General features: G+C 65.4%; 29 protein-coding genes. 13 read left to right on the top strand and 16 right to left on the bottom strand.

Annotated elements, in window-relative coordinates:
* Positions 1–104: 104 nt before the first annotated feature.
* Positions 105–614: a TIGR02281 family clan AA aspartic protease gene (locus tag D4Q52_RS08480; protein ID WP_119856115.1), complete on the top strand. Its 510-nt coding sequence runs from the start codon at positions 105–107 to the stop codon at positions 612–614.
* A 115-nt stretch (positions 615–729) separates the two neighbouring features.
* On the top strand, positions 730–942 hold the full coding sequence (locus D4Q52_RS08475; RefSeq protein WP_119856114.1) for a hypothetical protein: 213 nt from the start codon (positions 730–732) through the stop codon (positions 940–942).
* Between the two features lie 70 nt (positions 943–1,012).
* On the opposite strand, the gene D4Q52_RS08470 is transcribed toward D4Q52_RS08475, so the two are convergent.
* The 3 genes from D4Q52_RS08470 to D4Q52_RS08460 all read right to left on the bottom strand — a co-directional run bounded on the left by D4Q52_RS08470 (position 1,013) and on the right by D4Q52_RS08460 (position 4,055).
* Positions 1,013–1,879 (bottom strand): DMT family transporter, encoded by an 867-nt coding sequence (locus D4Q52_RS08470; protein WP_119856113.1) that lies wholly within the window; start codon positions 1,877–1,879, stop codon positions 1,013–1,015.
* A gap of 83 nt (positions 1,880–1,962) precedes the next feature.
* Positions 1,963–2,688 (bottom strand): acetoacetyl-CoA reductase, encoded by a 726-nt coding sequence (phbB, locus tag D4Q52_RS08465; RefSeq protein ID WP_119856112.1) that lies wholly within the window; start codon positions 2,686–2,688, stop codon positions 1,963–1,965.
* Between the two features lie 188 nt (positions 2,689–2,876).
* Positions 2,877–4,055 carry an acetyl-CoA C-acetyltransferase gene (locus tag D4Q52_RS08460; protein WP_119856232.1) on the bottom strand — a complete coding sequence of 393 codons (1,179 nt, stop codon included), beginning with the start codon at positions 4,053–4,055 and terminating at the stop codon, positions 2,877–2,879.
* 298 nt (positions 4,056–4,353) lie between these two features.
* Here D4Q52_RS08460 and phaR point away from each other — a divergent pair, with 298 nt between their 5' ends.
* Positions 4,354–4,947 carry a polyhydroxyalkanoate synthesis repressor PhaR gene (gene phaR / locus D4Q52_RS08455; RefSeq protein WP_119856111.1) on the top strand — a complete coding sequence of 198 codons (594 nt, stop codon included), beginning with the start codon at positions 4,354–4,356 and terminating at the stop codon, positions 4,945–4,947.
* On the opposite strand, the gene D4Q52_RS08450 is transcribed toward phaR, so the two are convergent.
* A complete protein-coding gene (locus tag D4Q52_RS08450) occupies positions 4,948–6,675 on the bottom strand; it encodes a putative bifunctional diguanylate cyclase/phosphodiesterase (protein ID WP_119856110.1) in 1,728 nt (575 codons plus the stop codon).
* Positions 6,676–6,900: 225 nt separating this feature from the next.
* On the opposite strand from D4Q52_RS08450, the gene D4Q52_RS08445 reads away from it, so the two are divergent.
* Positions 6,901–7,194: a hypothetical protein gene (locus D4Q52_RS08445; protein WP_119856109.1), complete on the top strand. Its 294-nt coding sequence runs from the start codon at positions 6,901–6,903 to the stop codon at positions 7,192–7,194.
* Positions 7,195–7,215: 21 nt separating this feature from the next.
* On the opposite strand, the gene D4Q52_RS08440 is transcribed toward D4Q52_RS08445, so the two are convergent.
* The 3 genes from D4Q52_RS08440 to mtgA form a co-directional block, all read right to left on the bottom strand.
* The gene (locus tag D4Q52_RS08440; RefSeq protein WP_119856108.1) at positions 7,216–7,863 is read right to left on the bottom strand and encodes a hypothetical protein; all 648 of its coding nucleotides are present in this window, start codon (positions 7,861–7,863) and stop codon (positions 7,216–7,218) included.
* A 246-nt stretch (positions 7,864–8,109) separates the two neighbouring features.
* The gene (rpmF, locus tag D4Q52_RS08435; RefSeq protein WP_011439415.1) at positions 8,110–8,292 is read right to left on the bottom strand and encodes a 50S ribosomal protein L32; all 183 of its coding nucleotides are present in this window, start codon (positions 8,290–8,292) and stop codon (positions 8,110–8,112) included.
* Between the two features lie 137 nt (positions 8,293–8,429).
* Positions 8,430–9,110 carry a monofunctional biosynthetic peptidoglycan transglycosylase gene (mtgA, locus tag D4Q52_RS08430; RefSeq protein WP_119856231.1) on the bottom strand — a complete coding sequence of 227 codons (681 nt, stop codon included), beginning with the start codon at positions 9,108–9,110 and terminating at the stop codon, positions 8,430–8,432.
* Between the two features lie 160 nt (positions 9,111–9,270).
* On the opposite strand from mtgA, the gene D4Q52_RS08425 reads away from it, so the two are divergent.
* Both D4Q52_RS08425 and D4Q52_RS08420 read left to right on the top strand, forming a co-directional pair.
* Positions 9,271–10,197 carry a polyprenyl synthetase family protein gene (locus D4Q52_RS08425; protein WP_119856107.1) on the top strand — a complete coding sequence of 309 codons (927 nt, stop codon included), beginning with the start codon at positions 9,271–9,273 and terminating at the stop codon, positions 10,195–10,197.
* Positions 10,198–10,204: 7 nt separating this feature from the next.
* Entirely contained in the window at positions 10,205–10,894 is a 690-nt protein-coding gene (locus D4Q52_RS08420; RefSeq protein WP_119856106.1) for a DUF1345 domain-containing protein, read from the top strand.
* Positions 10,895–10,897: 3 nt separating this feature from the next.
* Here the strand turns inward: D4Q52_RS08420 and D4Q52_RS08415 are convergent, their stop codons facing one another.
* Both D4Q52_RS08415 and D4Q52_RS08410 read right to left on the bottom strand, forming a co-directional pair.
* A complete protein-coding gene (locus tag D4Q52_RS08415) occupies positions 10,898–11,341 on the bottom strand; it encodes a BLUF domain-containing protein (protein ID WP_119856105.1) in 444 nt (147 codons plus the stop codon).
* Entirely contained in the window at positions 11,341–12,972 is a 1,632-nt protein-coding gene (locus D4Q52_RS08410; protein ID WP_349627408.1) for a bifunctional diguanylate cyclase/phosphodiesterase, read from the bottom strand. Before D4Q52_RS08410 ends, D4Q52_RS08415 begins: the two co-directional genes overlap by 1 nt.
* A 284-nt stretch (positions 12,973–13,256) precedes the next feature.
* Here D4Q52_RS08410 and D4Q52_RS08405 point away from each other — a divergent pair, with 284 nt between their 5' ends.
* The 3 genes from D4Q52_RS08405 (at position 13,257) to D4Q52_RS08395 (ending at position 15,448) form a co-directional block, all read left to right on the top strand.
* Complete coding sequence (locus D4Q52_RS08405; protein WP_119856103.1) at positions 13,257–14,864, top strand: Na+/H+ antiporter; 1,608 nt, start codon at positions 13,257–13,259, stop codon at positions 14,862–14,864.
* 63 nt (positions 14,865–14,927) lie between these two features.
* Entirely contained in the window at positions 14,928–15,158 is a 231-nt protein-coding gene (locus D4Q52_RS08400) for a hypothetical protein (RefSeq protein WP_119856102.1), read from the top strand.
* The gene (locus D4Q52_RS08395) at positions 15,155–15,448 is read left to right on the top strand and encodes a type II toxin-antitoxin system RelE/ParE family toxin (RefSeq protein ID WP_119856101.1); all 294 of its coding nucleotides are present in this window, start codon (positions 15,155–15,157) and stop codon (positions 15,446–15,448) included. The genes D4Q52_RS08400 and D4Q52_RS08395 overlap by 4 nt, the downstream gene beginning before the upstream one ends.
* Before the next feature lie 13 nt (positions 15,449–15,461).
* On the opposite strand, the gene ispG is transcribed toward D4Q52_RS08395, so the two are convergent.
* The 3 genes from ispG to D4Q52_RS08380 form a co-directional block, all read right to left on the bottom strand.
* The gene (ispG, locus tag D4Q52_RS08390; protein ID WP_119856100.1) at positions 15,462–16,757 is read right to left on the bottom strand and encodes a flavodoxin-dependent (E)-4-hydroxy-3-methylbut-2-enyl-diphosphate synthase; all 1,296 of its coding nucleotides are present in this window, start codon (positions 16,755–16,757) and stop codon (positions 15,462–15,464) included.
* 70 nt (positions 16,758–16,827) lie between these two features.
* A complete protein-coding gene (locus D4Q52_RS08385) occupies positions 16,828–17,739 on the bottom strand; it encodes a DMT family transporter (RefSeq protein ID WP_119856099.1) in 912 nt (303 codons plus the stop codon).
* Positions 17,740–17,868: 129 nt separating this feature from the next.
* Positions 17,869–18,357 carry a Fur family transcriptional regulator gene (locus D4Q52_RS08380; protein ID WP_119856230.1) on the bottom strand — a complete coding sequence of 163 codons (489 nt, stop codon included), beginning with the start codon at positions 18,355–18,357 and terminating at the stop codon, positions 17,869–17,871.
* 213 nt (positions 18,358–18,570) lie between these two features.
* Here D4Q52_RS08380 and D4Q52_RS08375 point away from each other — a divergent pair, with 213 nt between their 5' ends.
* From D4Q52_RS08375 to D4Q52_RS08365, 3 genes are read left to right on the top strand one after another with little or no spacing between them, the layout of a single operon-like run.
* Entirely contained in the window at positions 18,571–19,056 is a 486-nt protein-coding gene (locus tag D4Q52_RS08375; RefSeq protein WP_119856229.1) for a MarR family winged helix-turn-helix transcriptional regulator, read from the top strand.
* Positions 19,049–20,227 carry an HlyD family secretion protein gene (locus D4Q52_RS08370; RefSeq protein ID WP_119856098.1) on the top strand — a complete coding sequence of 393 codons (1,179 nt, stop codon included), beginning with the start codon at positions 19,049–19,051 and terminating at the stop codon, positions 20,225–20,227. The genes D4Q52_RS08375 and D4Q52_RS08370 overlap by 8 nt, the downstream gene beginning before the upstream one ends.
* Positions 20,228–20,230: 3 nt before the next feature.
* Positions 20,231–21,790 carry a DHA2 family efflux MFS transporter permease subunit gene (locus tag D4Q52_RS08365; protein WP_119856097.1) on the top strand — a complete coding sequence of 520 codons (1,560 nt, stop codon included), beginning with the start codon at positions 20,231–20,233 and terminating at the stop codon, positions 21,788–21,790.
* A gap of 45 nt (positions 21,791–21,835) precedes the next feature.
* Here the strand turns inward: D4Q52_RS08365 and D4Q52_RS08360 are convergent, their stop codons facing one another.
* On the bottom strand, positions 21,836–22,051 hold the full coding sequence (locus D4Q52_RS08360; protein WP_119856096.1) for a DUF3072 domain-containing protein: 216 nt from the start codon (positions 22,049–22,051) through the stop codon (positions 21,836–21,838).
* 134 nt (positions 22,052–22,185) lie between these two features.
* Positions 22,186–22,830, bottom strand: coding sequence for a carbonic anhydrase (locus D4Q52_RS08355; protein ID WP_119856095.1), 645 nt, complete (start codon positions 22,828–22,830; stop codon positions 22,186–22,188).
* Positions 22,831–23,024: 194 nt separating this feature from the next.
* Between D4Q52_RS08355 and D4Q52_RS08350 the strand changes: the two genes are divergently transcribed.
* Complete coding sequence (locus D4Q52_RS08350; protein ID WP_119856094.1) at positions 23,025–23,903, top strand: HpcH/HpaI aldolase/citrate lyase family protein; 879 nt, start codon at positions 23,025–23,027, stop codon at positions 23,901–23,903.
* Between the two features lie 433 nt (positions 23,904–24,336).
* On the opposite strand, the gene leuD is transcribed toward D4Q52_RS08350, so the two are convergent.
* The gene (leuD, locus tag D4Q52_RS08345; RefSeq protein WP_119856093.1) at positions 24,337–24,942 is read right to left on the bottom strand and encodes a 3-isopropylmalate dehydratase small subunit; all 606 of its coding nucleotides are present in this window, start codon (positions 24,940–24,942) and stop codon (positions 24,337–24,339) included.
* 179 nt (positions 24,943–25,121) lie between these two features.
* Complete coding sequence (locus D4Q52_RS08340; RefSeq protein WP_119856092.1) at positions 25,122–25,523, bottom strand: metallopeptidase family protein; 402 nt, start codon at positions 25,521–25,523, stop codon at positions 25,122–25,124.
* Between the last annotated feature and the right edge of the window lie 59 nt (positions 25,524–25,582).

The following is a 25,582-nucleotide window of genomic DNA, read 5'->3' as shown; positions in this document are numbered from 1 at the left end:
GCTCACCCTTCTGGTCAAAATAACAAGTGGTGGCACCCGCGTCGGTCGCGAGCGCCGCACGCGCGTGATCCAATCGCGTGCTTTGGCTGGTGTGGGTATGCGTCATGCGTAGCATCTTGATGATTGCCGTGGTGTTTGCGGTTCTCGGTGCCGCGATGGCTCAGTTGGCCGACCGCATGACGCCGGGGCCGGCGCAGGCGAGTGTTGCCCCGCATGCCACCGTCGCGATGGCGCAGACCGCTGGGCGCAGCGTGGCGATCCCGCGCGATGCGCGCGGCCATTTCCAGACCGACGGCCGGATCGACGGCCAGCGCATCGGCTTCATGGTCGATACGGGCGCGTCGGTGGTGGCCCTCAACGAGCGCTCGGCGGCGCAGTTCGGGTTGCGACCGCGTCCGGCCGATTACACCGCCAAGGTTTCCACCGCCAACGGTACGATCAAGGCGGCCCGGACCCGGCTGGCCATGCTCGACATCGGCGGATTGATCGTGCGCGACGTCGATGCGCTGGTGCTGCCCGACGAGGCGCTGTCGGAGAATCTGCTCGGGCTGTCGTTCCTGTCGAAGCTGAAGCGCTTCGAATATGCCAATGGCCAGATGCTGCTCGAGCAGTGAGGCGAACAACCGCGGAGTGATCGCCGAAGCCGATTTCTGCGGTTCGGCTGAGTTCCCCCGGAACGGTACGGCAGTGTTGGTGTTCTCTCTGCGATTTTAATCAGGAGGAACACTCATGAAGCTCGGTCTTGCCCTTGCCGCCGTGACAGCCGCTGTGATCGCATTGCCCTCGATCGCGTCGGCTGAAACCACCGTCATCAAGAAGGTGTATCGCGACGGTCCGCGCGCCGAGATGCGGCACCACGATCGTGGCTATCATCGCGGCTGGCACCGCCACAATCACCGCCATGCCGATCGCGTCGTGGTGATCAAGAAGCACCGTTACTAATCGCAGGTCGCAGGAGAGACGCGGAGCAGCAGGCGAGGCCCGCTGCTCCGCGTTCTCGTGTCCGAAGCGTTCATCCGCGGCGGATCAACATATCCTTGGCGGCAAGCAGGCCGCCGCCGGCGATCAGCAGCGCGGCGAGCGCGAGCGTGGCGGTGGAGTTAGCGTAGCCGGCGAGTATCAGAAACGTCGTCGACAGCAATGGCGTCGCGTAGCTGGCCGCGCCGAGCACCCGGATGTCACCGCGCTTCATGCCGATATCCCAGGCGTAGAACGCCGCCCCCACCGGACCGATCCCGAGCGCTAGGATCGCCAGCCATTGCGCCGCGCTCTGCGGCCATGCCGTGGTTTCGATGGCGGCGTGCACCAATGCGGCGAGCACCGCGGTCGCCAGGCAAAAGCCCGCCACCGCATCGGTCGGCACAGCTTTCAGCTGCCGCGACAGCACCGAATAGGTCGCCCAGACGAAGGCCGCCACAAAGGCCGCTGCCAGCCCAGGCCAATGCGCTGGGTCAAGCCCCGCGCCGCCGCCGAGCAGCAGCGCCGTGCCGGCCAGCCCGAGCAGTGCTCCGGCAATATGGTGCAGCTTCAGCCGCTCGCCCGGCAGCGCCGAGGAGAACAGCACGATCAGCAAGGGCCACAGATAGTTCAGCAGTCCGGCCTCGGCCGGCGGGGCAAGGCGCAGCGCGACGAAATACAGCGCATGGTAGCCGAACAGGCCGCCGACACCGACCGCCCAGACCATGGGCGGCTGCCGAAGCGCCCGGAGCGCTCCGGGGCGCAAGATCCACCCCGTTCCGGCCGCCAGCGCGCCGATCGCGAAGGTCATCGCCGCCAGCTGAAACGGCGGGATCGTTCCGGTGCCTACCGTGAGTACCGCGAGCAGCGACCACATCAGGATGGCGGAGAGCCCGATCAGCGTTGCGGTCCGCGGGGTCATCGTCGATTCGCTGGCTGGCGGTTGAAAAGGCGAGGGCGGACCGATCGCCGGTCCGCCCTCCAGGATTCGACGAGGCGCGCGTCTCACGTCATGTACTGGCCGCCATTGATGGTCAGCGTCGAGCCGGTGATGAAGCCGGCGTCCTCGCCGGCGAGGAACACCACCGCGCGGGCGATCTCGTCGGCTTCGCCGAGCCGATTGCACGGGATCAGCGGCAGGATTGCCTTTTCCAGCACATCCTTCGGCACCGCCTGCACCATCTCGGTATTGATGTAGCCCGGGCAGATCGCGTTCACCGTGATGCCGCCGCGCGCATTCTCCAGCGCCAGCGCTTTGGTGAAGCCGATGTCGCCGGCTTTCGCCGCCGAGTAGTTGACCTGGCCGAATTGACCCTTCTGGCCGTTGATCGACGAGATGTTGACGATGCGGCCGAACTTGCGCGCCCGCATGCCTTCGATCACCTGCCGGGTCATGTTGAACAGCGAACCGAGATTGGTGTTGATCACCGCATTCCACTGCTCGAGCGTCATCTTGTGAAACGCGGTGTCGCGCGTGATGCCGGCATTGTTGATCAGAATGTCGACCGGCCCGAGATCGGCTTCGACCTGCTTCACGCCTGCCGCGCACGCATCGAACGAGCTCACGTCCCACTTGTATACTGGAATACCAGTTTCATCCCTGAAGCGCGCCGCCGCCGAATCATTGCCCGCATACGTCGCGGCGACGCCATGACCTGCAGCCTTGAGTGCCTTGCTGATCGCCGCACCGATCCCGCGCGTTCCCCCAGTTACCAACGCCACACGCGCCATTTCTAATTCCCTCCGCAATGCTCATTCTTTGTAGATTTCGATTGTGTCGCCTCGAATAAAATCCGCACGTCGATCGAACATCAAGCAAAAACGCCCGGCAATCTGCCGGGCGTTTGAACATTCGTTGATGCACTGCACCTTGCTACGCGTACTGCATCATCATGCCGCAGCAGCGGCGTGATGATGCCTCAATCACGCGCGAGGCACATCGCGATTCCCATACCGCCGCCGATGCACAGCGTCGCGAGTCCCTTCTTCGAATCGCGCTTCTGCATCTCGTGCAGCAACGTCACCAGCACGCGCGCGCCGGACGCACCGACCGGATGACCGATCGCAATCGCGCCGCCATTGACGTTCACTTTCGTGACGTCCCAGCCGAGATCCTTGTTCACCGCACAGGCCTGCGCGGCGAATGCTTCGTTGGCTTCGATCAGATCGAGATCAGAAATATTCCAACCGGCCTTCTTCAGCGCGGCGCGTGACGCCGGGATCGGGCCGGTGCCCATGATCTTCGGATCGACGCCCGCGTGCGCCCACGACACGATGCGCGCCAGCGGCGTCTTGCCTTCCTTGGCGGCTTGGCTCGCCTTCATCAGCACGACCGCAGCGGCGCCGTCGTTGATACCCGAGGCATTCGCGGCGGTGACGGTGCCGTCCTTCTCGAAGGCGGGCTTCAGCTTGGTCATCGCCTCGATGGTCGCGCCATGGCGCGGATACTCGTCGCTGTCGACGACGATGTCGCCTTTGCGGGTCTTGATCGTCACCGGGACGATCTCGTCCTTGAACTTGCCGGCCTTCTGCGCCGCCTCGGCCTTCTGCTGCGACGAGACCGCAAATTCGTCCTGCTGCTGCCGGGTGATTTGGTACTGCCGCGCTACGTTCTCGGCGGTGTTGCCCATGTGGTAGCCGTTGAAGGCGTCCCATAGACCATCCTTGATCATGGTGTCGATGAACTCGACGCCGCCCATCTTCACGCCGCCGCGCAGATACTGCGCATGCGGGGCCATGCTCATCGATTCCTGACCGCCGGCGACGACGATGTCGGAGTCGCCGTTCATCAGCGCCTGATAGCCGAGCGCGACGGTGCGCAGGCCGGAGCCGCACAACTGATTGACGCCCCAGGCCGGGCTTTCGACCGGAATGCCGGCGGCGATCGACGCCTGCCGGGCCGGGTTCTGGCCCTGTGCGGCAGTCAGGATCTGGCCCATGATGACTTCGGAGACGCGGCCCGGCTCGATGCCGGCGCGTTCGAGCGCCGCCTTGATGGCGACCGCGCCGAGGTCATGCGCAGGCGTATTGGCGAAGGCGCCGTTGAAGCTTCCGACAGCGGTGCGGGCAGCGCTGACGATGACGACATCGTCCGACATGGACATCTCCTGGGGCTCGGGTTGTTTGAACGAATTGTTTGGACGGCGGGTGCCGGTTGGATCGGCCAGCGTCGGCGGCCATCCTGAGAATGCCGCCCCGGCGTGTCAATCGCGGACGTGGCTTTCCTGCTCATAAAGTCACGCCGTCGCCGCGGTTCAAGGCACCCTGTGCCCGCCGTTTCGCCTTGTCGCACAAAACTGTAGCCGAAACGCATTGGAAGTGCTTACTTTATTGCATTGCGTCTCTGCCCCGTCGTCAGGGAGCGGCGGGTTCCTTTCCTCCATGCGTGTGGGTGCCATGGCGAAATCAGACCAACCAACCACAATCAAAAAATACGCGAACCGGCGGCTCTACAACACCGGCACCAGTACCTACGTGACCCTCGAAGACCTCGCGTCGATGGTCAAAGACGGCGAAGACTTCCTCGTCTACGACGCCAAGACCGGCGACGACATCACCCGTTCGGTGCTCGCCCAGATCATTTTCGAACAGGAAAACAAGGCGGGACAGAACCTGTTGCCGACGACCTTTCTGCGCCAGCTGATCCGCTTCTATGGCGACAGCATGCAGATGGTAGTGCCCAAATATCTCGAGCAATCGATCGATTCACTGACCCGCGAGCAGGAGAAGTTTCGCAAGCAGATGAGCTCGACCTTGAGCATGACGCCGTTTGCGCCGCTCGAGGAAACGGTCCGCCGCAACATGGAGCTGTTTCAGCAGACCTTCTCGATGTTCGTCCCGCGCAAGACGGGTCACGAGGTCGAGGGCGAAGCCACGCCAGCCGAGCCGGCGCGCGAAGCCGACAATATCGACGATCTGCGTCGGCAGATGAAGGACATGCAGGAGCGGCTCGACCGCATGTCGATCGAACAGCCCAAGAAGGATGGGTAGCTAATTCGCGGCACGCTCCCGGATCGCGGCGGTCTCCGCCGTGTCCGGCCTGTGCCATGGCCGGTGCGCCGAGGCGAGACCGATCAGTCGGCCTTGGATGTAGTCGCAGCCCCAATCGCGGAGTAGTTGCGCGGACTCGTCGTCCTGCACCCACTCGGCCACCGTCTTGATGCCGAGGCGGCGGGCCAGATCGATCAGCGTCTGCACAAAGGCGCGGTCGTCGGCGGAGCGGGAGATGTTCTGCACGAAGGCGCCGTCGATCTTGACGATGTCGACACCGAGATTCCGCAAATTGCGGAACGAGGTGTAGCCGGCGCCGAAATCATCGATCGCGATCCTGGCACCGACTTTCTTCAACCGGGTGACGAAGCCCCGCACCTCGTTGATGTCCTGGATCGCGACAGTCTCGGTAATCTCGACGATCAGCCGGTCGGCGACGCCGGGGTGCGCCAGTATCAGCGACTCGATGCCGGCCCACCAGTCGGCGTCCATCGTGGTGTCGGGCGAAATGTTCAGGCTCAACGTGGCCTGCGGCGCGGCGGCGAGTTCGGCCACCACCAGTTCAAGAACGCGATGGTCCACCAGCCGGATCAGCCCGAGCCGCTCGGCCACCGGCACGATGTCGGGCGCCAGTAGCATCTGCCCATCGTGCTGCATCATTCGGACCAGGCATTCGTGGAAAGCCGGCCCCCGGGTCACGGCATCGACCACGGGCTCGTAGGCCAGCACGATCCGGCGCTCGTTGAGCGCGGTGACGATTTCGTCGGTGACGCGGATGTTGACCCGGCGCTGGGCGTCGCGCTCGACGTTCGGCCGCCACATCGACAGCGTGCCGCTGCGGCGGTGCTTGGCGGCGGACAACGCCTCCTGGGCGCGGTTGATCGCTTCGTCGGCGGTGCGGGCATGGCGTGGCGAGATCACCCCGCCGATCGACGTCGTCACCGACACCGGGCCGGAGCGAGTCGGCACGATCTCGTCGCGCGCCGCGGCGAGGAAACGCTCGGCCGCGACCTGTGCATCGTCCGCCGTGCAGTTCTTCAGGATCAGTCCGAACTTGTTACCGGAAAAGCGACCGAACTGATCGCCGGCACGCAACCGTGCGCGGATTCGCTGCGCGATGGTGGCGATCACTTCGTCGGCCACGTCGAAGCCGAACGAATCGTTGATCCGCGCCAAATGATCGAGGCCGATCAGCATGAAGCACAGCCCGTTGCGGAAGCGCGACGCCTCCTCGATCGCTTCGGCAAGCGCCGCCACCAAATGGGTGCGGTTGAGTTCGCCGGTCAGCGGATCGTGCTGTGAAAGCCTGAGCAGTTGCTCGTCGCGGGCGTGACGTTCGTTATTGATGCGGACCAGACCCTCGACCCGGGCCGGGCGTCCGTCCGGACCGGGGTACCAGCAGCCGCTTTCCTCAATCCAGGTGATCGGCGCTGACGTTGTGGCCCTCACCCCGTACTCGATCCGGTACGGCACGCAGCGGCTCCCCGCCGCAGCGAAGGTGTTCAGCAAGGCGTCGGCGCGGATGGTGCGCGACGGTTCGATCAGCGTGGCGAAACTGCTGCCGGTCGCGAGGATATCGGCGGGGATGTCCTGAAACAGATCCGACGCGCGGTCGGTCCAAGCCAGCGCGTCGGTGGCCAGATTCCACACGAAAGCAGCCTGCCCCAGCGCCGACAGGATCCGGGATGGCTCCGGGCGAATTGCCGACGCCGCCTTCTGGTCGAACATGGAATCCGCGGCTGACACAGCTGCCTCGTTTCGGGACGGGACCAGATCAACTCTCCACCGCAGAATAGATTACCCCAGACTATTCAGGCTAGGCCGAGTTCGTTAACAATCTGGAAACCTAATTCGGCCTGGGCCAGGGAACGGAACGAGGCCATCGGGCATACTACTTGCGAAGCTCTTCTTGTTGAGAGGCAAGTGTCCCGAAGCGGTGCAGGTTGAACAACGATGGCAGGCATCCGGATCGAGCAGGATGACGACACTCGCGGCTTCCCACCGGCCGAGGCCGTCGAAGCCGAGTTGATCGAGCCCATGCCAGTGCCGGCGACGCCGGCGCAATCTCGGACGCGCTACACCGACCGGCCGGTGCGGCCCTCGGCAAATTTCATCGCACAATTGATGGCCATCGAAGGCGGCTATCAGCAGACCCGAGGCCTGTTTGGCGCCGAGCCGGACCAGGCCACGGCGGCCTATCGAACGGCTCTGGTTTGCGCCACCGGGCGCACCCGCCGGATGTCCTAATCTTACAACGAAGTTGGATTTTCAGCGGGGCGGCTGAGCGCCGGTAGAATCGCCGACCGGCTGCAGTGTCGGCGAAGGCATTTTTGCGGAGCCGGCGGGCGTCGCGACCGGTTCGGGGCGGTCAAGCAGGACAGCCTCGGCGATCGAAGCCGCCGACGTGGAAGCCGCCGACACCGGTGTTTGAGGTGATCCTGAAGGGCTGACCGGTTCGGGGGGGAGGGCGACAGCGGGAGTCGGTCCCGCCGAAGCGGCGTCCGGTTCGATCGAGATGACCGCTGCTCGCCGCGCGGCACGTGGCTGCGGCCGGCGGCGCAGCGCAATGCCGGCGATGAAATCCACCAGCATCAGCGTCGCCAGCAGAAACACCGTGGCGTTGGCGAACTGCGGCAGCATCACGAACTCGGCCACGGTGCCGGCCAGAACCAGCAGCGACAGCAGGTGATCGGTGAGATATCTGGCGCCGGGCCGGCCGGCCTTGATCACTTCGAAGAGCAGCAACAGCACGCCGAACGCGACCAGCATGTCGCCGCCGCTGATCGTCCACACCGCGCCCGAGGGCAGCGGCACACGCGCCAGCACCGCGTCGAAACCGACGCCGGGCATCATGAAGATGACGATGTTGCAGATCGCGATCGGGATCAGCAGCAGCGGGAAACCGATGATCGACATCCGCAAAGCCTGTTGTTCAGAAAGACCATTACCGAGGCGCGCCCGTTCGGGTGGCCGCGAGCTACTCTCTAACGCAACAGTTGGAGCAGATTCGGGCGTCGGCAGCGATCATCAGAGAGTCGCACCCGGTCGGGCCACGCAACCCCGCGATCGCATCCGCCGGATCAGCATCGCCATCGAGCGATCTGGTCGGCAGGCCCGGAAAGTCGGCGCGGCGGGGCCGCGCCGATCACACCTGAGCGCGGCTCAGGCGTCCTTCTTCTTGATGACCTGGCGGCCCTTGTACATCCCGGTCTTGAGGTCGAGATGATGCGGGCGGCGCAGTTCGCCGGAATCCTTGTCTTCCGCGTAGGTCGGGCGCTTGAGCGCGTCCGCCGACCGGCGCATGCCACGCCGCGAGGGCGAAGTTTTTCTTCTCGGAACGGCCATATCGTTGATCCTTGACGGGATTGATGTCGTCGTCCACGGCGGGACGGCCCGGCACTCGCGCGCAGGCGGAAAGCTAAGGCCGGGCTTATAACGGAAGCTGTGGAGAATGGCTAGACCACCGCGCGGCCTAAATCGCCTCAGGCTCCGCTATTTTCACGCCAGCACGCCTGCAGTTCGGCGGACCGGGCCCGCGCCACGTAGGTCGCGGCCAACCGGCGCACGCCGGGTCCGGGCTTTTTGGCGCTGCGGATCCGCGGATTGGGCAGGATCGCTGCCATCAGCGCCGCCTCCTGCGCAGTGAGGCGGGCTGCCGAGCCGCCGAACGCATATTCGGCGCCCGCTTCGGCACCGAATTGGCCGTCGGGACCCCATTCGGCGATGTTCAGATACAGTTCGAGGATGCGCTGCTTGGACAGCACGAAGTCGATCCATAACGCCAGCGGAAACTCCAGCGCCTTGCGAACCACGCTGCGGCCCGGCCATAGGAACAGGTTCTTGGCGACCTGCTGGGTGATGGTCGAGCCGCCGCGGGTCGCTTCGCCGTCCTGCATGTCGTCGATCACGTCACGCACCGAATCCCAGTCGATGCCGTGATGGCTGCAGAATTTGGCATCCTCGGAGGCGACGACGCTGCGCGGCAGCGCCGGCGAAATCCGCTCGATATCGATCCAGTCGCGCGTCACGGCCGCGCCGGTCAGGCTGCGCCAGATCATGAGGGTGGAGACCGGATGGCCGGCGCTGTACATCAGCGCCAGTACATAGGGCGCCACGAGCAGCAGCAGCAGCACCAAGAAAACCGCGCGGATCAGACGCCTCATGCGGCGGCGCCCGCGGCCCGGCCACAACGCGAGGCCGCCACTATCCTAAAGACCGGCATCGGATCGGCTCCCCTGAAACCCCGCCCCGCACACCGCCGAATTGACGAAGCCGGCGCCATGGTGAAATGGTCCGGCCGAGTTTTATCTGGAGCACTTTCGAATGGCCACCGGCACGTCCACGATCGATTTCGCCAAACGGCTCGACGCCACCGCCGAGGAGACCGAAGCCCTGCTCGGACGGCTGTTGTCCGATGATCTGCTGCCGGATGAGATCGCCCGTCCCCGCCGGCTGATGGAGGCGATCCGCTATTCGACGCTCGGCGGCGGCAAGCGGTTGCGTCCGTTTCTGGCGGTGGAGAGCGCAGCGGTGTTCGGAGTGGACCGGGCCGGCGCGCTGCTGGTCGGCGCGGCGCTGGAATGCATCCATTGCTATTCGCTGATCCATGACGATCTGCCCGCGATGGACAATTCCGATCTGCGCCGCGGCCGGCCGACGCTGCACAAGGCCTATGACGATGCCACAGCGATCCTGGCCGGCGACGCGCTGCTGACGCTGGCGTTCGACATCATCACCCGCGACGAGGTGCATCACGATGCCAAGGTGCGGCTCGATCTCAACCGTGTGCTGGCGCGCTGCGCCGGGCTCGGCGGCATGGTCGGCGGCCAGATGCTCGATCTCGCCGGCGAAGGCCGGTTCGGCGACCGCGAGCCGGTCGACGTGGCAAAGTTGCAGCAGATGAAAACCGGCGCCTTGCTGCGCTACGGCTGCATCTCCGGCGCCATCCTGGGCCAGGCGACGGCCGATCAGTATCGCGCGCTCGACGATTACGGCCGCGCGCTCGGCGAGGCCTTCCAGATCGCTGACGATCTGCTCGACGTCGAAGGCGATGCCGAAGCGCTCGGCAAGCCGGCCGGCGCCGATGCCGCGCTCGGCAAGACCACCTTCGTCACCCAGCTCGGCGTCGACGGCGCCAAGCAGCGGGTGCGCGACCTGATTGCGCGAGCCGACGAGGCGCTGGCGCCGTTCGGGGCTAAGGGCGACGTGCTGCGCGCTGCTGCCCGGTTCGTGGCCGAGCGCAAGAGCTGATCGCCGGATGAGCCGCGCGGCGCCCGAGGACAGCCGCCTCCTGCGCTTTCGCAAACTGCCTCGCGCCGTCCGCGTGGTGTATTCCCGGCCGCGGCTGTTCATCTCGATCGCGGTCGGCGTCGTGTCGGCATTGCTGTTGCCGGCGTGGCTGCGGCCGGTGACAAAGGCGCTGATCGCCTGGGACGTGTCGATCGTGGTGTATCTGACGCTGGCCTTCGCCATGATGGCACGCTGCGGCGTCGACTACATCCGCCGCAACGCGGTGTGGCAGGATGACGGCCGCTTCCTGATCCTGCTGGTGACGGCCGCCGGTGCCTTCGCCAGCATCGCCGCGATCGTGTTCGAACTCGGCGGCGGCCATCGCGGCAAAGCCGAGCTGGTGCTGGCGATCGTCACCATCGCGCTGTCCTGGGCGGCGGTGCATACCACCTTCGCGCTGCATTACGCGCACGAGTACTACCGCGGCAGTCAGGTCGGCGGCCTGGCATTTCCGGGCAACGGCGACGACTCCGCCGAGCCCGACTATTGGGATTTCGTGTACTTCTCGTTCGTGATCGGCATGACCGCGCAGGTATCCGACGTCGGTATCACCGACAAGACGATTCGCCGCACCGCGACCGCGCATGGCGTAGCGTCGTTCGTGTTCAACACCGCGCTGGTCGCCCTGATGGTCAACATCGCCGCCAGCGCGTTGTGAGCATCAGCCGCGTTGCAGCGGGCCTTCGCCGCCGAGCACGCGGACGATGTCGCGCAGCCGCTCGGCTTCGAGCCGGCGGATGCTGGCGCCGGTCTCGTCGTCGCGATCGGCGAACCGGACATGCTCCTCGGGCGTGCGGCCGAGAAAGGCCATCGGCCACGGACGAAACGCGCGCTCGGTGGCGAGGCCGAACGACAGCACCTGGATGTCGCCGTGGCGCTCGTCGCGCTGGATGTTTTCGAACACCCGTTCCACGGCGCGGATCTCGCCTTCCAGCAGCTGGGCGAACAGCCCCCGATCGGATACCAGCGCGCCGGTGACGCCGAGCAGCTTGTTGTTGCGGCGGGCCGAGTCGAGAATCGACGCGAGGCCGGCGCCGAGCGCGTCGGCTTCGCCATCGATCCGGTTCTTGCTCCAATAGACGCAGCGATACGGCCGGATCGGCACTACGCCACCTTGACGCTGTCGGACAGAGCGAGTTCGGGCGCGACGTCGCTACGCGCCAGAAACGGTTCAACCTGTTCGGCCGGCAACGGCCGGCTGATCAGATAGCCCTGCGCATGGGTGCAGCCGTCGGCGCTGACCCGCTCGATATGCTCGGTGGTCTCGACCCCCTCGGCGACCGTGGCCATGCCGAGATTCTGACCGAGCGAGGCGATGGCCCGCACGATCGCGCGGTTGCCAGGGTCCTCGGAGGTGCCGCGGACGAAGCTCTGATCGATCTTGATCTTGTCGAACGGAAAGCTGCGCAGATAGCCGAGCGATGAATAGCCGGTGCCGAAGTCGTCGAGCGAGACGCGTACGCCGGTCGCCCGCAGCTGCTGCAGCACACCAAGCGCGGTGCCGCGCGCGTCGAGCATCACGCTTTCGGTGATCTCGAGTTCGAGCCGGCGCGGATCCAGCCCGCTGTCCGACAGCGCCGACAACACAGCGCTGGCCAGCGCCCGGTTGGCGAACTGCACGGCCGAGATGTTGACCGCCACGGTGATGTCGTCCGGCCAGTTTGCTGCGTCGCGGCAGGCGGTGCGTAGCACCCATTCGCCGATCGGACTGATGATGCCGGTCTCTTCGGCAAGCGGGATGAAGTCCATCGGCGATACCGGACCGCGAGTCGGCGAATTCCAGCGCAGCAGCGCCTCCACGCCGGTGACGCGGCCGCTCTGCAGGTCGAATTGCGGCTGATACACCAGCGCGAATTCGCGCAGCGCCAGCGCCCGGCGCAGATCGGTCTCGAGCGCCCGGCGCGCCCTTACAGTCTCGTCCAGGCTGGACTCGAACACGAAGTAATCGACGGAGTGATCCTGCTTGGCACGGCGCAGCGCCAGGTCGGCATGCTTGATCGCCTGATCGACGTCGGCCACTGCCTGCGCCAGCGGCGCAATCCCGACATTGGCGGTGACGTCGATCAGTTGTCCCTCCAGCATATAGGGCCGGCTCAGCAGGTCGCGCAACCGCTTGGCCAGATTGATGGCGGACTGCGGCTGCGGTCGGGCGTGCTGGATGATGGCGAACTGATCGCCGTAGAGCCGAACGACGACGTCCTCGTCCGTCACCGTGGCGCGAATCCGGCGCGCCACCAGCCCGAGCAAGGCGTCGCCGATATTACGGCCGAGCGTGTCGTTGATCGCCTTGAAGCGATCCAGATCGATGGTCAACAGCGCGCAATCGTTGCGGACCGCGGCGGGGCCGGCGAGCAGATCCTGCAACCGCTCGCGCAGCAGCAGCCGGTTGCCGAGCTCGGTCAGACGGTCGGTGCGGGCTCGCTTGGCGTCCCGCGCGATCCGGTCGAACTGATCGGTCATGTCTTCGCAATCGAGGACGTAGCCTTCCGGCAGTGCCGTCACCCGGATCCGCACGGTGCGGCCGTTCACCGACAGCAGCGGCGTAGCAACGCTGGCCTCGGCCCACGCCGAGAGCTGCAGCCGTGCCAGCAGATCGTCCGACGAGATCTCACCGAACAGCCGCGCGAACGCCGGATTACTCATCAGCATCCGGCCATCGGGCGCGATCATCGCCAGGCCGGAGTCGATCGTGGTGAAGGCCGACAGCGCCAGTCCGGCCGCCTGCTTGGCCGACACCCGGCGCGGTGCGGCCCGCGTCCGTGAACGCGCCTTCCCAGTCTGTGTAATGGAGCCCGCCGATCCCATGCATGCAGCAAAGCGCGCGAATCTTGCCAAAGCTATAACCAGAGGTATTCCCGTCGGCCGAGAGTCAATGGCCGGTTAGCGCCGGTGCGCAGAGCTGATACGTCGTTGAATCAAAAGCCGCGCACTTGGATTGCACGGCTTGATCGCCTGGCCGGCTTGACCTCATTCGGTACTCGGGTGACAGATCGGAGCCGGCTCACCAACATCGCGGTCCCGTGGAAGCCAAATTCCAGATCTTTCTGATCCTGCTTGCGGTGCTGGCCGGAACCTCGCTGCTGGCCCGGCGCCTCCAGGTTGCGCCGGCGATCCTGCTGATGCTGATTGGAATCACACTGGCGTTCATTCCCGGCATGCCGGCGATCGAGCTGCCGCCGGATCTGATCCTGCTGCTGGTGCTGCCGCCGTTGATCTATTCGTCGAGCGTGGCGATGAGCTGGCGCGAATTCCGCTTCAACCTGCGCGCCATCGGTCTCCTGGCGATCGGCTGCGTGATCTTTACCGCCTGTGCGGTCGCGGTGGCGACGCATTACTTGATCGGGCTGCCATGGGCGGTCGGCTTTCTGCTCGGCGCCATCGTGGCGCCGCCGGATGTCGTCGCGCCGCTGGCGATTGCGCGCCGGCTCGGCCTGCCGCGCCGGATCGTGGTGGTGCTGGAAGGCGAGGGGCTCGCCAACGATGCCACCGCGTTGATTCTTTACCGGTTTGCGCTGGCGGCGATCATGACCGGGGCATTCTCGCTGCCGAAGGCCTCGCTCACTTTCGTGACGATCCTGGCGGGCGAAATCGTGTTCGGCATCGCGATCGGCTGGCTCAGCCTGCGGCTTCGGCGCTGGGCGCGCGATCCGCAAATCGAAATCACGCTGTCGCTGCTGACGCCCTATATCGCCTATTGGATCCCGGAGCACCTCGGCGGCTCCGGCGTGATCGCCACGGTGGCGTGCGGCCTGTACATCTCATGGAACGGCCCGTTGCTGATCTCGGCGGCGACCCGGCTGCAGGGCGTGTTCTTCTGGGACTTGGTGATCTATCTGATCGAGGGGTTGCTGTTTCTGCTCACCGGATTCCAGTTGCGGGCGATCCTCGAGCGATCGAAGGAGTTTCCGCTCGACGATGTCCTCGTCGCGACCGTGCTGGTTGCCGCGATCGTCATTCTGGCGCGCTTCCTCTGGGTCTATCCGGCGACCTATCTGCCGCACTTGCTGAGCCCGCGGGTGCGGGCCCGCGAAACCGCGCCGTCGTGGCGCGCGACCTTTGTGGTCGGCTTCACCGGGGTGCGCGGCGCCGTCTCGCTCGCGACCGCGCTGGCCCTGCCGTTCACGCTGCCGGACGGCAGCTTCTTCCCTGATCGCGGCCTGATTCTGTTCGTTGCCTTCGGGGTGATCTTGATCACCCTGGTCGGCCTTGGTCTGACGCTGCCGGCGCTCGTCAGGGCGCTCGGCATCGCGCGCGACGGCCAGAGCGAGCACATCTTCGAACACGAGAACGAGATCGCCGCGCGGCGCGATGCGCTCGACGCGGCTTATGCGTCGTTGAGCGCAATGACCAACGATCGCGATCTATCGGACGAAGTGATCAAGCTGCTGCGCGCCCGGCACGAAAGCCGCGCCAACCAACTGCCGTCCTCGCTCGACGACGATGCCTACGAGGCCAGCGCCAACGCCCGCGCACTGGTGCGCGAGCTGATCGCGGTCGAGCGCAAATTCATCCATCGGCAGCTTCGCGACGGCAAGATCACCGACGAAGCTCGGCGCCGCATCGAGCGCGATCTCGATCTGGAGGAGGCGAGTCTGGCGAATAGGGAGTTTGCGACGCGGCAGGAGTGAGTGGTACTCGATCAATCAAGCCTATCCGCTGTCGCCGGACCGGGAATCTGCTATCATCGCGTGATGACCAAGGCTGATTTCGACCTGCTGCTCGATCGCGTTTCCGCATGGCCGCCCGAGGCTCAGAACGAGCTACTGGCTTCCGTTGCGGACATCGAGGCGCGCCATGACTTGGTCTATCGCGTAACAGACGCAGACCGCGCTGCGATCCGGCGGGGACTGGAAGATATGCGCGCCGGACGTCTGGCCAGTGACGAAACCGTAACGGCGCTGTTCGACCGCTACCAAGGATGAAAGTCCGCTGGTCCGATCATGCGGTCCAGGAACTCGACGCCATTTTGTCTTACATTGCTGCGCATCAGCCGAGCGCTTCAGCGGGCGTCGCCCGCCGGATTCAGGACCGAGTCCGGTTGCTCGAACAATTTCCGCTCGCAGGGCACAAGACAGACGTGGAGAACGTTCGCGCGCTTTCGGTCGTACGCTATCCGTTCGTCATCTTCCACGTCGTGGATGACGTCGCTGACGAAGTCGTTATCGTCAGCATCCGTCATACCGCGCGACGCGAGATCACCAGCGCCGATTGAGCATCCCGGCGGATTACTCCGCCGCCGGCACCATCTGCGCCACGCTGGGCTTCGGGGCAGCGCCGTAGCGCTGTTCGATGTAGTCGATCACCAGCGCCTTGAAGTCGGCCGCGATGTTTTCGCCGCGCAGGGTGCGGAATTTCTCGCCGTCGACGAACACCGGGGCGGCCGGGGTTTCGCCGGTACCGGGCAGCGAGATACCGATATTGGCGTGCTTGCTCTCGCCGGGGCCGTTGACGATGCAGCCCATCACCGCGACGTTGAGGTTCTCGACGCCCGGATACTGGCTGCGCCAGGTCGGCATCTCGTCGCGGATGAAGTCCTGGATCGAGCGCGCCAGTTCCTGGAACGTCGTCGAGGTGGTGCGGCCGCAGCCGGGGCAGGCCGCGACCAGCGGCACGAAGGTGCGGAAGCCCATGGTCTGCAGCAGTTCCTGCGCGACCTGCACCTCCTTGGTGCGATCGCCGCCGGGCTCGGGCGTCAGCGAGATCCGGATGGTATCGCCGATGCCCTGCTGCAGCAGGATGCCGAGCGCCGCCGAGGAGGCGACGATGCCCTTGCTGCCCATGCCGGCCTCGGTCAGGCCGAGATGGATGGCATAGTCGGAGCGGGCAGCAAGGTCCTGGTAGACCGCGATCAGGTCCTGCACGGCCGAGACCTTGGCGGACAGGATCATCTTGTTTTTCGGCAGGCCGATCTCTTCGGCGCGGGCGGCCGACAGCAGCGCCGACTGCACCATCGCCTCGCGGGTGACGGCGCGGACGTCGCGCGGATTGGCGCTGGCGGCGTTCTCGTCCATCAGCCGGGTCAGCAGCTCCTGGTCGAGCGAGCCCCAATTGGCGCCGATCCGGACCGCCTTGTTGTTCTTGATAGCGATTTCGACGATGTCGGCGAACTGGGTGTCGCGCTTGGCCTTGAAGCCGACATTGCCCGGGTTGATGCGGTACTTGTCGAGCGCCTCGGCACAGGCGGGATAGTCGGCCAGCAGCTTGTGGCCGATATAATGGAAGTCGCCGATCAGCGGCGTGGTCAGGCCGAGCTTGCGCAGGCCGTCGCGGATGTGCGGGACGGCCGCGGCGGCCTCCTCGCGGTCGACCGTGATCCGGACCATTTCGGAGCCGGCGCGGGCCAGCGCCGCGACCTGCTTGATGGTGCCTTCGATATCCGCCGTGTCGGTGTTGGTCATCGACTGCACGACGATCGGCGCACCGCCGCCGACGGCGATATCGCCGACCATGACCTGGGTGGTTCTGTGCCGCGGCGCGGGGCCGGCGACGTCGTTCAGCAGCGGATTTTCGAGCTTGTTCATGGCGTCCAAATATCAGATTTCGATGACATTCAGCAATCGATCAATCGGCGCAGGAACCCGGACCTCGGCCTCAAGCCGCTTTGGCGGGCCGATTGACCAGGTACAGGCCGGCGATCACTAGCAACGCCGCGAAGCCGAAGGCCGGGGTCAGCGGGTCGTGCATGATGACATAGCCTGCCACCACCCCGAATAAAGGGGTAATGAATGAAAAAGCCGACAATTTGCTGGCCGAATAGGTCTTCACCAGGCCGAACCAGAGCAGAAACGTCAGGCCGACCACCCATATCGACTGGTAGGCCATCAGGCTCACGGTGCCGAGGCTTGGCATTTTGGCGATGGATTCGCCCGAAACCAGCGCCGCGCCGAACAGGATCGGGATCGAGACGGCGATCTGGTAGGCCAAGCCCTTCTCGGCCGGGGCCGTCTGTAGGCGACTGCCTTTGACGATCAGCGTCGTGGCGCCCCACATCGCGCCGCCGGCGACCAGCAACAGGTCGCCGAGCAGGACTTTGGCATCGACGTCGGGCTGCGGCACGCCGATCGCCACGGCGACCCCGACGAAGCTCAGCGCCAGGCCAGTCCATTGCACGGCGCTCAGCCGCTCGCCGAGGAACTGGTAGGAGCCGAGCGCCACGATGAACGGCGCGGAGTAGAGAAAGACCACGCCGCGCGTCGCGGTGGTCAGCATCAGGCCGCTGTAGATCAGCACGAATTCCAGGCCGAACAGCACGCCGGCAAACAGCCCGGCCTTCAGCGTGCCGTCGCGCTGGAACAGCTTCACGCCGCGCGCCCAAATGATGATCAGCAGCACCACCATGCCGGCGCTGGAGCGGATCGCCGCCTGCAGGAACGGCGGAATCTCAGCCATCACCAGCTTGATGGCGATCTGGTTGAAGCCCCAGCTGAAACAGCACACCAGCATGAGCAGGATAGCGCCGGCGGACAGCGGCCGGCCGACCGCAGCACTTACCGGTTGCGCCATCGGACCGGCGTTTGCAGGCGTAAATGATCGATCGAGGATGACATGGTGCCTCCGGCTTATCGCCGTGTTGCTTGGGGCGCGCTCGCGATGCGAGCAGCGCTCCTCCCGATCAATGAGGCGTAGACCGCGTCAGGGGGATTGGCAATGCCCGCAAAGGCCGGTGATCTCCACGACCGACAGGCTCGGGGTGAAGCCGGTCTGGCGCGCGGCCTCGCTAAGGCTCTGCGCCACGGCCGCTGCCGGGATTTCGCCGACCGAGCCGCAGCTTTCGCAGATCAGGAATGCAACTGCGGACGCATCGTCGTGCTCGCGCCCGCAGGCGAGAAACGCGTTGCGGCTTTCGATGCGGTGCACCAGGCCGTTCTGCATCAGAAAGTCGAGCGCGCGGTACACCGTGATCGGCGCCGGCCGCGGCATCACCCGCGCCAGCTCTTCGATCACCTCATAGGCGCCGAGCGGCCGATGGCTCGACAATAGTGCACGCAGCACGTGGCGGCGGATCGGGGTCAGGTTCTGCGAGCGGTCGGCACAGATCCGCTCGGCATATTCGAGACCTTCGGCCGCGCAACGGTCGTGATCATGATCAGGCGCTGGAAACGCCGGCTTCACAGCTGTCATCGATGAGCCTTTCCGCTGCAGCATGGCCGCGGTCCCCGGAGCGACGAGCGAGGCGATCAGTCTACGCCGCTTTGGCCGGCATGTCTCGTTCGGACCGCCGGGGTTCCGCGGTGGCAAAGCCATGCACGCGTCACAACGCCTCATGCGGACAACGGTACTGCTGTAAATCATAAGCTAGCTTACTTTAGCCAAGCTTAGGGAGTGAAGCGTCCGATGACCCGCGGGTCTGTCGATCAACATTTCATGTTCACGTTGGGCGAGGTGCAACGGCTGCTGCGCGCTTATGCGGACCGGCAGGCGGCGCGCCACGGCATCACGCGGGCGCAGTGGGCGGTGCTGGCCAAGGTCGAGCGGTGCGAAGGCCTGAAACAGTCCGAACTCGCCGAACAGATGGATCTGCAGCCGATCACGCTGACGCGGCTGATCGACAAGCTGTGCGACAACGGCTGGCTGGAGCGCCGCAGCGATGACAGCGACCGGCGCGTCAAGCGGCTGCATTTGTGCGAGGCCGCCCGTCCGCTGCTGGCCAAATTGGCCGGGCTTCGCTCCGAACTCACCGAGACCGCGCTCGCCGGCATCAGTCCGGCGGATGCGCAGCGGCTGCTGACGCAGATGGAAACCATCAAGGAAAACGTCCGCACCGCCATTCAACAATCCTGTCAGACGGACCAGACTCGAAAGGAACAGCGTTATGGCTGATCCCGTCCTCAAATTTCCTGCCGAGCAGAAAGGTGCTGGCGATGTCGACGCCGCCGTCGGCCGCGAGCCGAAGCGCGGCCTCGGTGGCACGCTGCGCCGCTATCGGCGACCGTTGCTGCTGGTGGTGCTGCCGCTCGTGGTGCTGATCGGCGGCATCGCGTTCTATTTGTCGGGCGGCCGCTACGTCACCACCGACGACGCCTATGTGGGCGCCCAGAAGGTGCTGATCACGCCCGACGTCGCCGGCAAGATCGTCAGCGTCACCGTCAAGGAAGGTCAGCACGTCAAGACCGGCGATCAGCTGTTCCAGATCGATCCGGTGCCGTTCCGGCTGGCGCTGGCGCAAGCCCAGGCCAAGCTCGCCGACGCCAAGACCACGCACGATAATCTCGTCGCCAACGTCAAGATCTACGGCCAGACCGTCGAGCTGGTGAACGCCGGCATCGACCTCAAGCAGCGCGATGTCGACCGCAAATCGTCGCTGGTGCAGAGCCGCGCCGGCTCGCAGCTCGACCTCGACAACTCCGCCACCGCGCTGGTCACCGCCAAGGCGCAGCTGCAATTGGTGATGCAGCAGCGCTCGACCGCGCTCAATCAACTGCTCGGCGATCCGGATCTGCCCCTCGAGCAATTCCCCGCCTACATGCAGGCCAAAGCGGCGCTCGACGACGCCCAGCGCAATCTCGACCTCGCGACCATTCGGGCGCCGATGAACGGCACCGCGACCCAGGTCGACAACATCCAGCTCGGCCGCTTCGTCGCCGCCGGCACGCCGGTGTTCAGCGTCATCGACACCTCGGCGCCGTGGGTCGACGCCAATCCGAAGGAAAGCGACTTCACCTACGTCGCGGTCGGCCAGAAGGTGACGCTCGACGTCGACGCCTTCCCGGATCATCAGTTCGTCGGCACGGTGTCGTCGCTCTCGCCCGGCACCGGCGCGCAATTCGCCGTGCTGCCGCCGCAGAATGCCACCGGCAATTTCGTCAAAGTGGTGCAGCGCGTGCCGCTGCGGATCGCGTTCGACGACAACGACCCGATGGTGCGCCGGCTGAAAGCCGGCATGAGCGTCAACGTCGCGATCGACACCCATCACACCCGATCGCTGGCCGGCCTGTTCGGCTTCGGCCCGGCCAAGGCCGCCCCGTCCGAGCACGCCGCCGAGGCGAAGTAAGCGATGTCGAGCGCCGCCCATCCGGCTGCGGTCCCCGGCCTGCGCCGGACCATGGTGACGGTCTGCGCCATGACGGCGACGATCATGCAGGCGCTCGATACCACCATCGCCAACGTCGCGCTGCCCTATATGCAGGGTTCGCTGTCGGCCTCGCAGGATCAGGTCAACTGGGTGCTGACCTCCTACATCGTCGCCGCCGCCATCATGACGGCGCCGGTCGGCTTCATCGCCAATCGGTTCGGCCGCAAGCGCATCTTCATCATCTGCTCGGCCGGCTTCACCATCGCCTCGGTGATGTGCGGCCTCGCCCAGGACATCACCCAGATGGTGCTGTTCCGCCTGCTGCAGGGCGTGTTCGGCGCCGCTCTGGTGCCGCTGTCGCAGACCGTGATGCTCGACATGTACGCGCTGCACGAGCGCGCCAAGGCGATGTCGATCTGGGGCATGGGCGTGATGCTCGGCCCGATCATGGGCCCATCGCTCGGCGCCTGGCTGACCGAGACCTATTCGTGGCACTGGGTGTTCTTCGTCAACCTGCCGTTCGGCATCGTCACGGTGGCCGGGCTGATGCTGTTCATGGACGAGACCGAGCTCAACCACGAGATGAAATTCGACTGGTTCGGCTTCGCGGCGCTCGCCGTCGGCATCGGCTCGATGCAGCTCGCGCTCGATCGCGGCGAGCAGCTCGACTGGTTCGAGTCCAAAGAGATCATCCTCGAGTCGATCGTCGCGGTGGTCGGGTTCTACTACTTCTTCGCCCACTCCTTCACGACGTCGCGGCCGTTCATCCAGTTCGCCATCTTCAGGGACAAGAACTTCGTCGGCGGAGCGATCTTCATGTGCGTGATGGGGCTGGTGCTGTATTCGACGATGGCGCTGTCGTCGCCGTTCCTGCAGAACGTCATCGGCTATCCGATCCTGACCGCCGGCCTGCTGCTCGCCACCCGCGGTTCCGGCACCTTCGTGGCCATGATGCTGGTCGGGCGGATCATGCGCTACATCGAAGCGCGCACGCTGATCATGTCGGGCATGACACTGCTGACCGTGACGATGTACTTCACCTCGAAATGGACCGATCAGACCGGTGTCACGGAGTTCATCGTCGTCAGCGTGGCGCAAGGGTTCGGCCTCGGCCTGGTATTCGTGCCGCTGTCGACGGTGGCGTTCCTGACGCTGCCCGGCCATCTGCGCACCGACGGCACCGCGATGCTGACGCTGCTGCGCAACGTCGCCAGCTCGGTCGGCATCTCGATCGTCATCGCCCAGCTCACCTCGAACACCCGAATGGCGCATGCGGTGCTGGTCGAGCACGTCACGCCGTTCAACGACGCGCTGCAGATGCCCAACGTCGCCGGCGTCATCAACATGGCGACCGACACCGGCAAGGCGATGATGGACGCGATCGTGACCCTGCAGGCCTCGATCATCGCCTTCGGGCTCGACTATCAGCTGATCATGCTGGTGACGATCTGCGCGGTGCCGATGGCGCTGATCATCGGCTCGTCCAAGGCGGCGCTGCGCAAGCAGAGCCAGGCGCCCGATCATGCAGCCGTGATGGAGTAGGCGCCGGCTTCGCGTAAGCGAGCCGGCGTGCTGGTGGGCGAAACGCTACTTCGCGACTCCCGCCTTCTCGCGCAATGCGTCGATCCGCTTCGAGGCCTCGGCCTTGCTGAGATCGTCCTGATAAGCGTCGGGATCGTGCGCCTGCTCGCTCAGCGTCTTGAGATAAGATGCCTGCGCACCGGTCATCGGCTCGTCGCCACTGACCCAGTCGTCCGGATCCTTCTCGGTGTTCGAAGCCGTGGTCGTTTTCGGATTGTCCATCGCTGAGCTCCTGTGCTGTATCGACAACGCACGAAGTTCACGCTCTGTTCCGAATTGCGCCACGCCGTCATGCCCGGGAAGCCCGGCCATGACGGATTTGTGAGACGCCGCGATAGCTGTAGTCGCCAAGGGACTTACTTCGCCTTCACGGCCGGCACGAACTGCTTGGTTTCCTGATCGAGCACCGAGAGTTCGCCGTTGGCCACGCCGAAATAGGCCCCGTGCAGTTGGATCTTGCCGCGCTCGACCTGGATCTTGATGCACGGGAAGGTCATGAGGTTTTCAAGGCTGCGGAACACCGCGGCTTTCTCGACGCGGGTGATGAACTCCTGCATGGTTTCGGCTTCGCGCTGCTCGACCACTTCGCCCGGCTTGGTGAACATCGACATCCAGCGGCCGATGAAGTCGCTCGGCGTTAGCGGCGCCGGTTTCTCGACGAAAGCGCGGATGCCGCCGCATTGCGCATGGCCGAGCACCACGATGTGCTTCACTTTCAGCACCTGCACGGCGAATTCCAGCGCCGCCGAGACGCCGTGCGCGCCGCCGTCGGGCTCGTACACCGGCACCAGATTGGCGACATTGCGGACCACGAACATTTCGCCCGGGCCGGCGTCGAAAATTACTTCGGGCGACACCCGCGAGTCGCAGCAGCCGATCAGCATCACCTCGGGCGACTGGCCGCGCTCGGAGAGCTCGCGAAAGCGGCTTTGTTCGGTCGGCAGCCGCTGGGTTCGGAACGCTTCGTATCCGGAGATCAGGGAGGTCGGGAAGGCGGCCATCGGCGCGGTCTCTCTTAGGCTGGAGGATCTTGAGCTTGCGAATGTTTGCGCGGATGCGGTGACGTGATGCGACCAGGGATCCGCGCGCGCCTGATCCCGCACGCATAATCACAGGATGTCGCGACGAACAAGCCTTCCGGCGCAAGCGGCGAAATGTTATCCGCTCGGCCGATTTTCCTGAATTGGGGGCAGAGATGATCCGACCGCGCCGCAGCCTGCTGTTCATGCCGGGATCCAACGCGCGGGCGCTGGAGAAGGCCCGGCTGCTGCCGGCCGACGGTCTGATCCTCGACCTCGAGGACGCGGTGGCGCCGGACGCCAAGGCGCAGGCGCGCGAGCAGATCGCCGCGGCGGTGGCGGCCAAGGGCTTCGGCCATCGCGAGGTGCTGGTGCGGATCAACGCACTGGATTCGCCGTGGTGGCGGGACGACATCGCGATGGCCGCCAAGGTCAAGCCGGACGGCATTTTGGTGCCGAAGGTGTCGAGCGTCGAGGACATCGCGACGATCGCGTCGCAGCTGTCCACGCTGAACGCCGACCCGGCGATCCGGGTCTGGATCATGATCGAGACCGCGCGCGGTGTGCTGCACGCCGAAGAGCTGGCCTCGCAAGCGCAGAATGCGGAGAACCGGCTCGCCGGCTTCGTGTTCGGCCCCAACGACATTGCGCGCGAGACCGGCATCCGCATGCTGCCGGGCCGCTCGACGATGCTGCCGATGATGCTGAACTGCGTGCTGGCCGCGCGCGTCCACGGCCTCGTCGCGCTCGACGGCCCCTATGGCGATATCGCCAATGTCGACGGGCTCGCGGCCGAGTGCGCGCAGGCGCGCGATCTCGGCTTTGACGGCAAGACCCTGATCCACCCTGGCCAGATCGACGCCTGCAACGCGGCGTTTACGCCGCCGGCCGATGACATCGCCCAGGCCCGTGCCATCCTCACCGCGTTCGAACGCCCGGAAAACCAGGGACGCGGCGCGATCCAGCTCGACGGCCGCATGGTCGAACGGCTGCACGCCGAAATCGCCAAAAAGACCATTGCGATCGCCGACGCGATCGCGCGGGCGGGGAAGTAAGCGGCCTGCAAAACAGGCGAGTCGCCCCTGACTCGCCAGTGCTGGACTAGCGTCGGGCCAGCCCCAGGCACCGTCCTTCCGGGGCGCGAGCACAGCTCGCGAACCCGGAATCTCGCAGTTGTGGAAACGGCGGAGTCGCAGAACCCATCGGGATTCCGGGTTCGCGCTGCGCGCGCCCCGGAATGACTGCCTGGGGCAAGGGCCTCACGCCCAGGCGCGCCTGGTCTCGAGTTTGTCTCGTAGCTGCCGCTCAACAGCTAAACCCCAGACACCGTCATTCAGCTAACCCCAGGCACCGTCGTTCCGGGGCGCCCGCACTTTGCGGGCGAACCCGGAATCCAGAGATTGTGGAAACGCTAGAGTCGCAGAACCCATCCGGATTCCGGTTCGCTCGCTGCGCGAGCGCCCCGGAATGACGGTGGGTGGGGCGATCTTACGCCCAGGCGCGTTCGGTCTTGAGCTTGTCTTCGTAGCTGTCGATCGACGCCTTCTTCTCGAGCGTCAGGCCGATGTCGTCGAGGCCGTTGATCAGGCAGTGCTTACGGAACGGGTCGATCTCGAACTTGATCGTGCCGCCGTCCGGGCCACGGATTTCCTGCGCCGCGAGGTCGATCGTCACGGTGGCGTTGGCGCCGCGCTCGGCGTCGTCGAACAGCTTGTCGAGCTCGTCCTGTGACACGCGGATCGGCAGGATGCCGTTCTTGAAGCAGTTGTTGTAGAAGATGTCGCCGAACGAGGTCGAGATCACGCAGCGGATACCGAAATCGAGCAGCGCCCAGGGCGCGTGCTCGCGGCTCGACCCGCAGCCGAAATTGTCGCCGGCGACCAGGATCGACGCCTTGCGATAGGCCGGCTTGTTCAGCACGAACTCCGGGTTCTCGCTGCCGTCGTCGTTGTAGCGCTGCTCGGAGAACAGGCCCTTGCCGAGGCCGGTGCGCTTGATGGTCTTCAGGTACTGCTTCGGAATGATCATGTCGGTATCGACATTGATGATCTTCAGCGGCGCCGCGACGCCTTCCAGCGTGGTGAACTTGTCCATGGCGATTTTCCCAGATTGAGCCCGGGTTCTAGCCGGCCCGCGGCGGCGTTCCAAGGCGTTTGTTGCGCAGGTGGCCCTGCCCATTCGTCATTGCGAGCGAAGCGAAGCAATCCAGAAGCCAGGCATGCGGAGCTGGATTGCTTCGTCGGCTTCGCCTCCTCGCAATGACGTGGAGGGTCTCACCCCTCGGCCTGCGCCTCGATCGCCTCCATATCGGCGTCGGACAGGCCGAAATGGTGGCCGATTTCGTGGATCAGGACGTGGCGGACGATCTCGCCCAGGGTGTCGTCGTGATCGGCCCAATAGTCGAGGATCGGGCGGCGATACAGCCAGATCATGTTGGGCATCGGGGCGATGTCCTGGCTCGACTGCTGCGGCAGGCCGACGCCCTGAAACAGGCCGAGCAGGTCGAATTCGGTCTGCGCCTGCAACTCGTCCATCACCTCGTCGGTCGGGAAATCGTCGACCCGGATGATGACGCCCTCGCACAGCGCGCGAAACTCGTCCGGCAGCTTGCCGTAGACGTCGTGCGCCATCTGTTCGAAATCGGCGAGCGAGGGCGCTTTGGCGGTGGTCCACATCCGCGTGTTGTAGGGGATGACGGCGCGTTCGGCAAAGCCGGCAAGCGGTTGCGGTTGAC

Origin of the sequence: Rhodopseudomonas palustris (assembly GCF_003591005.1) — a bacterium.
Lineage (GTDB): Bacteria > Pseudomonadota > Alphaproteobacteria > Rhizobiales > Xanthobacteraceae > Rhodopseudomonas > Rhodopseudomonas palustris_K.
The sequence above is the reverse complement of the archived record's forward strand: the minus strand, read 5'-3'. Positions and strand labels throughout refer to the sequence as shown.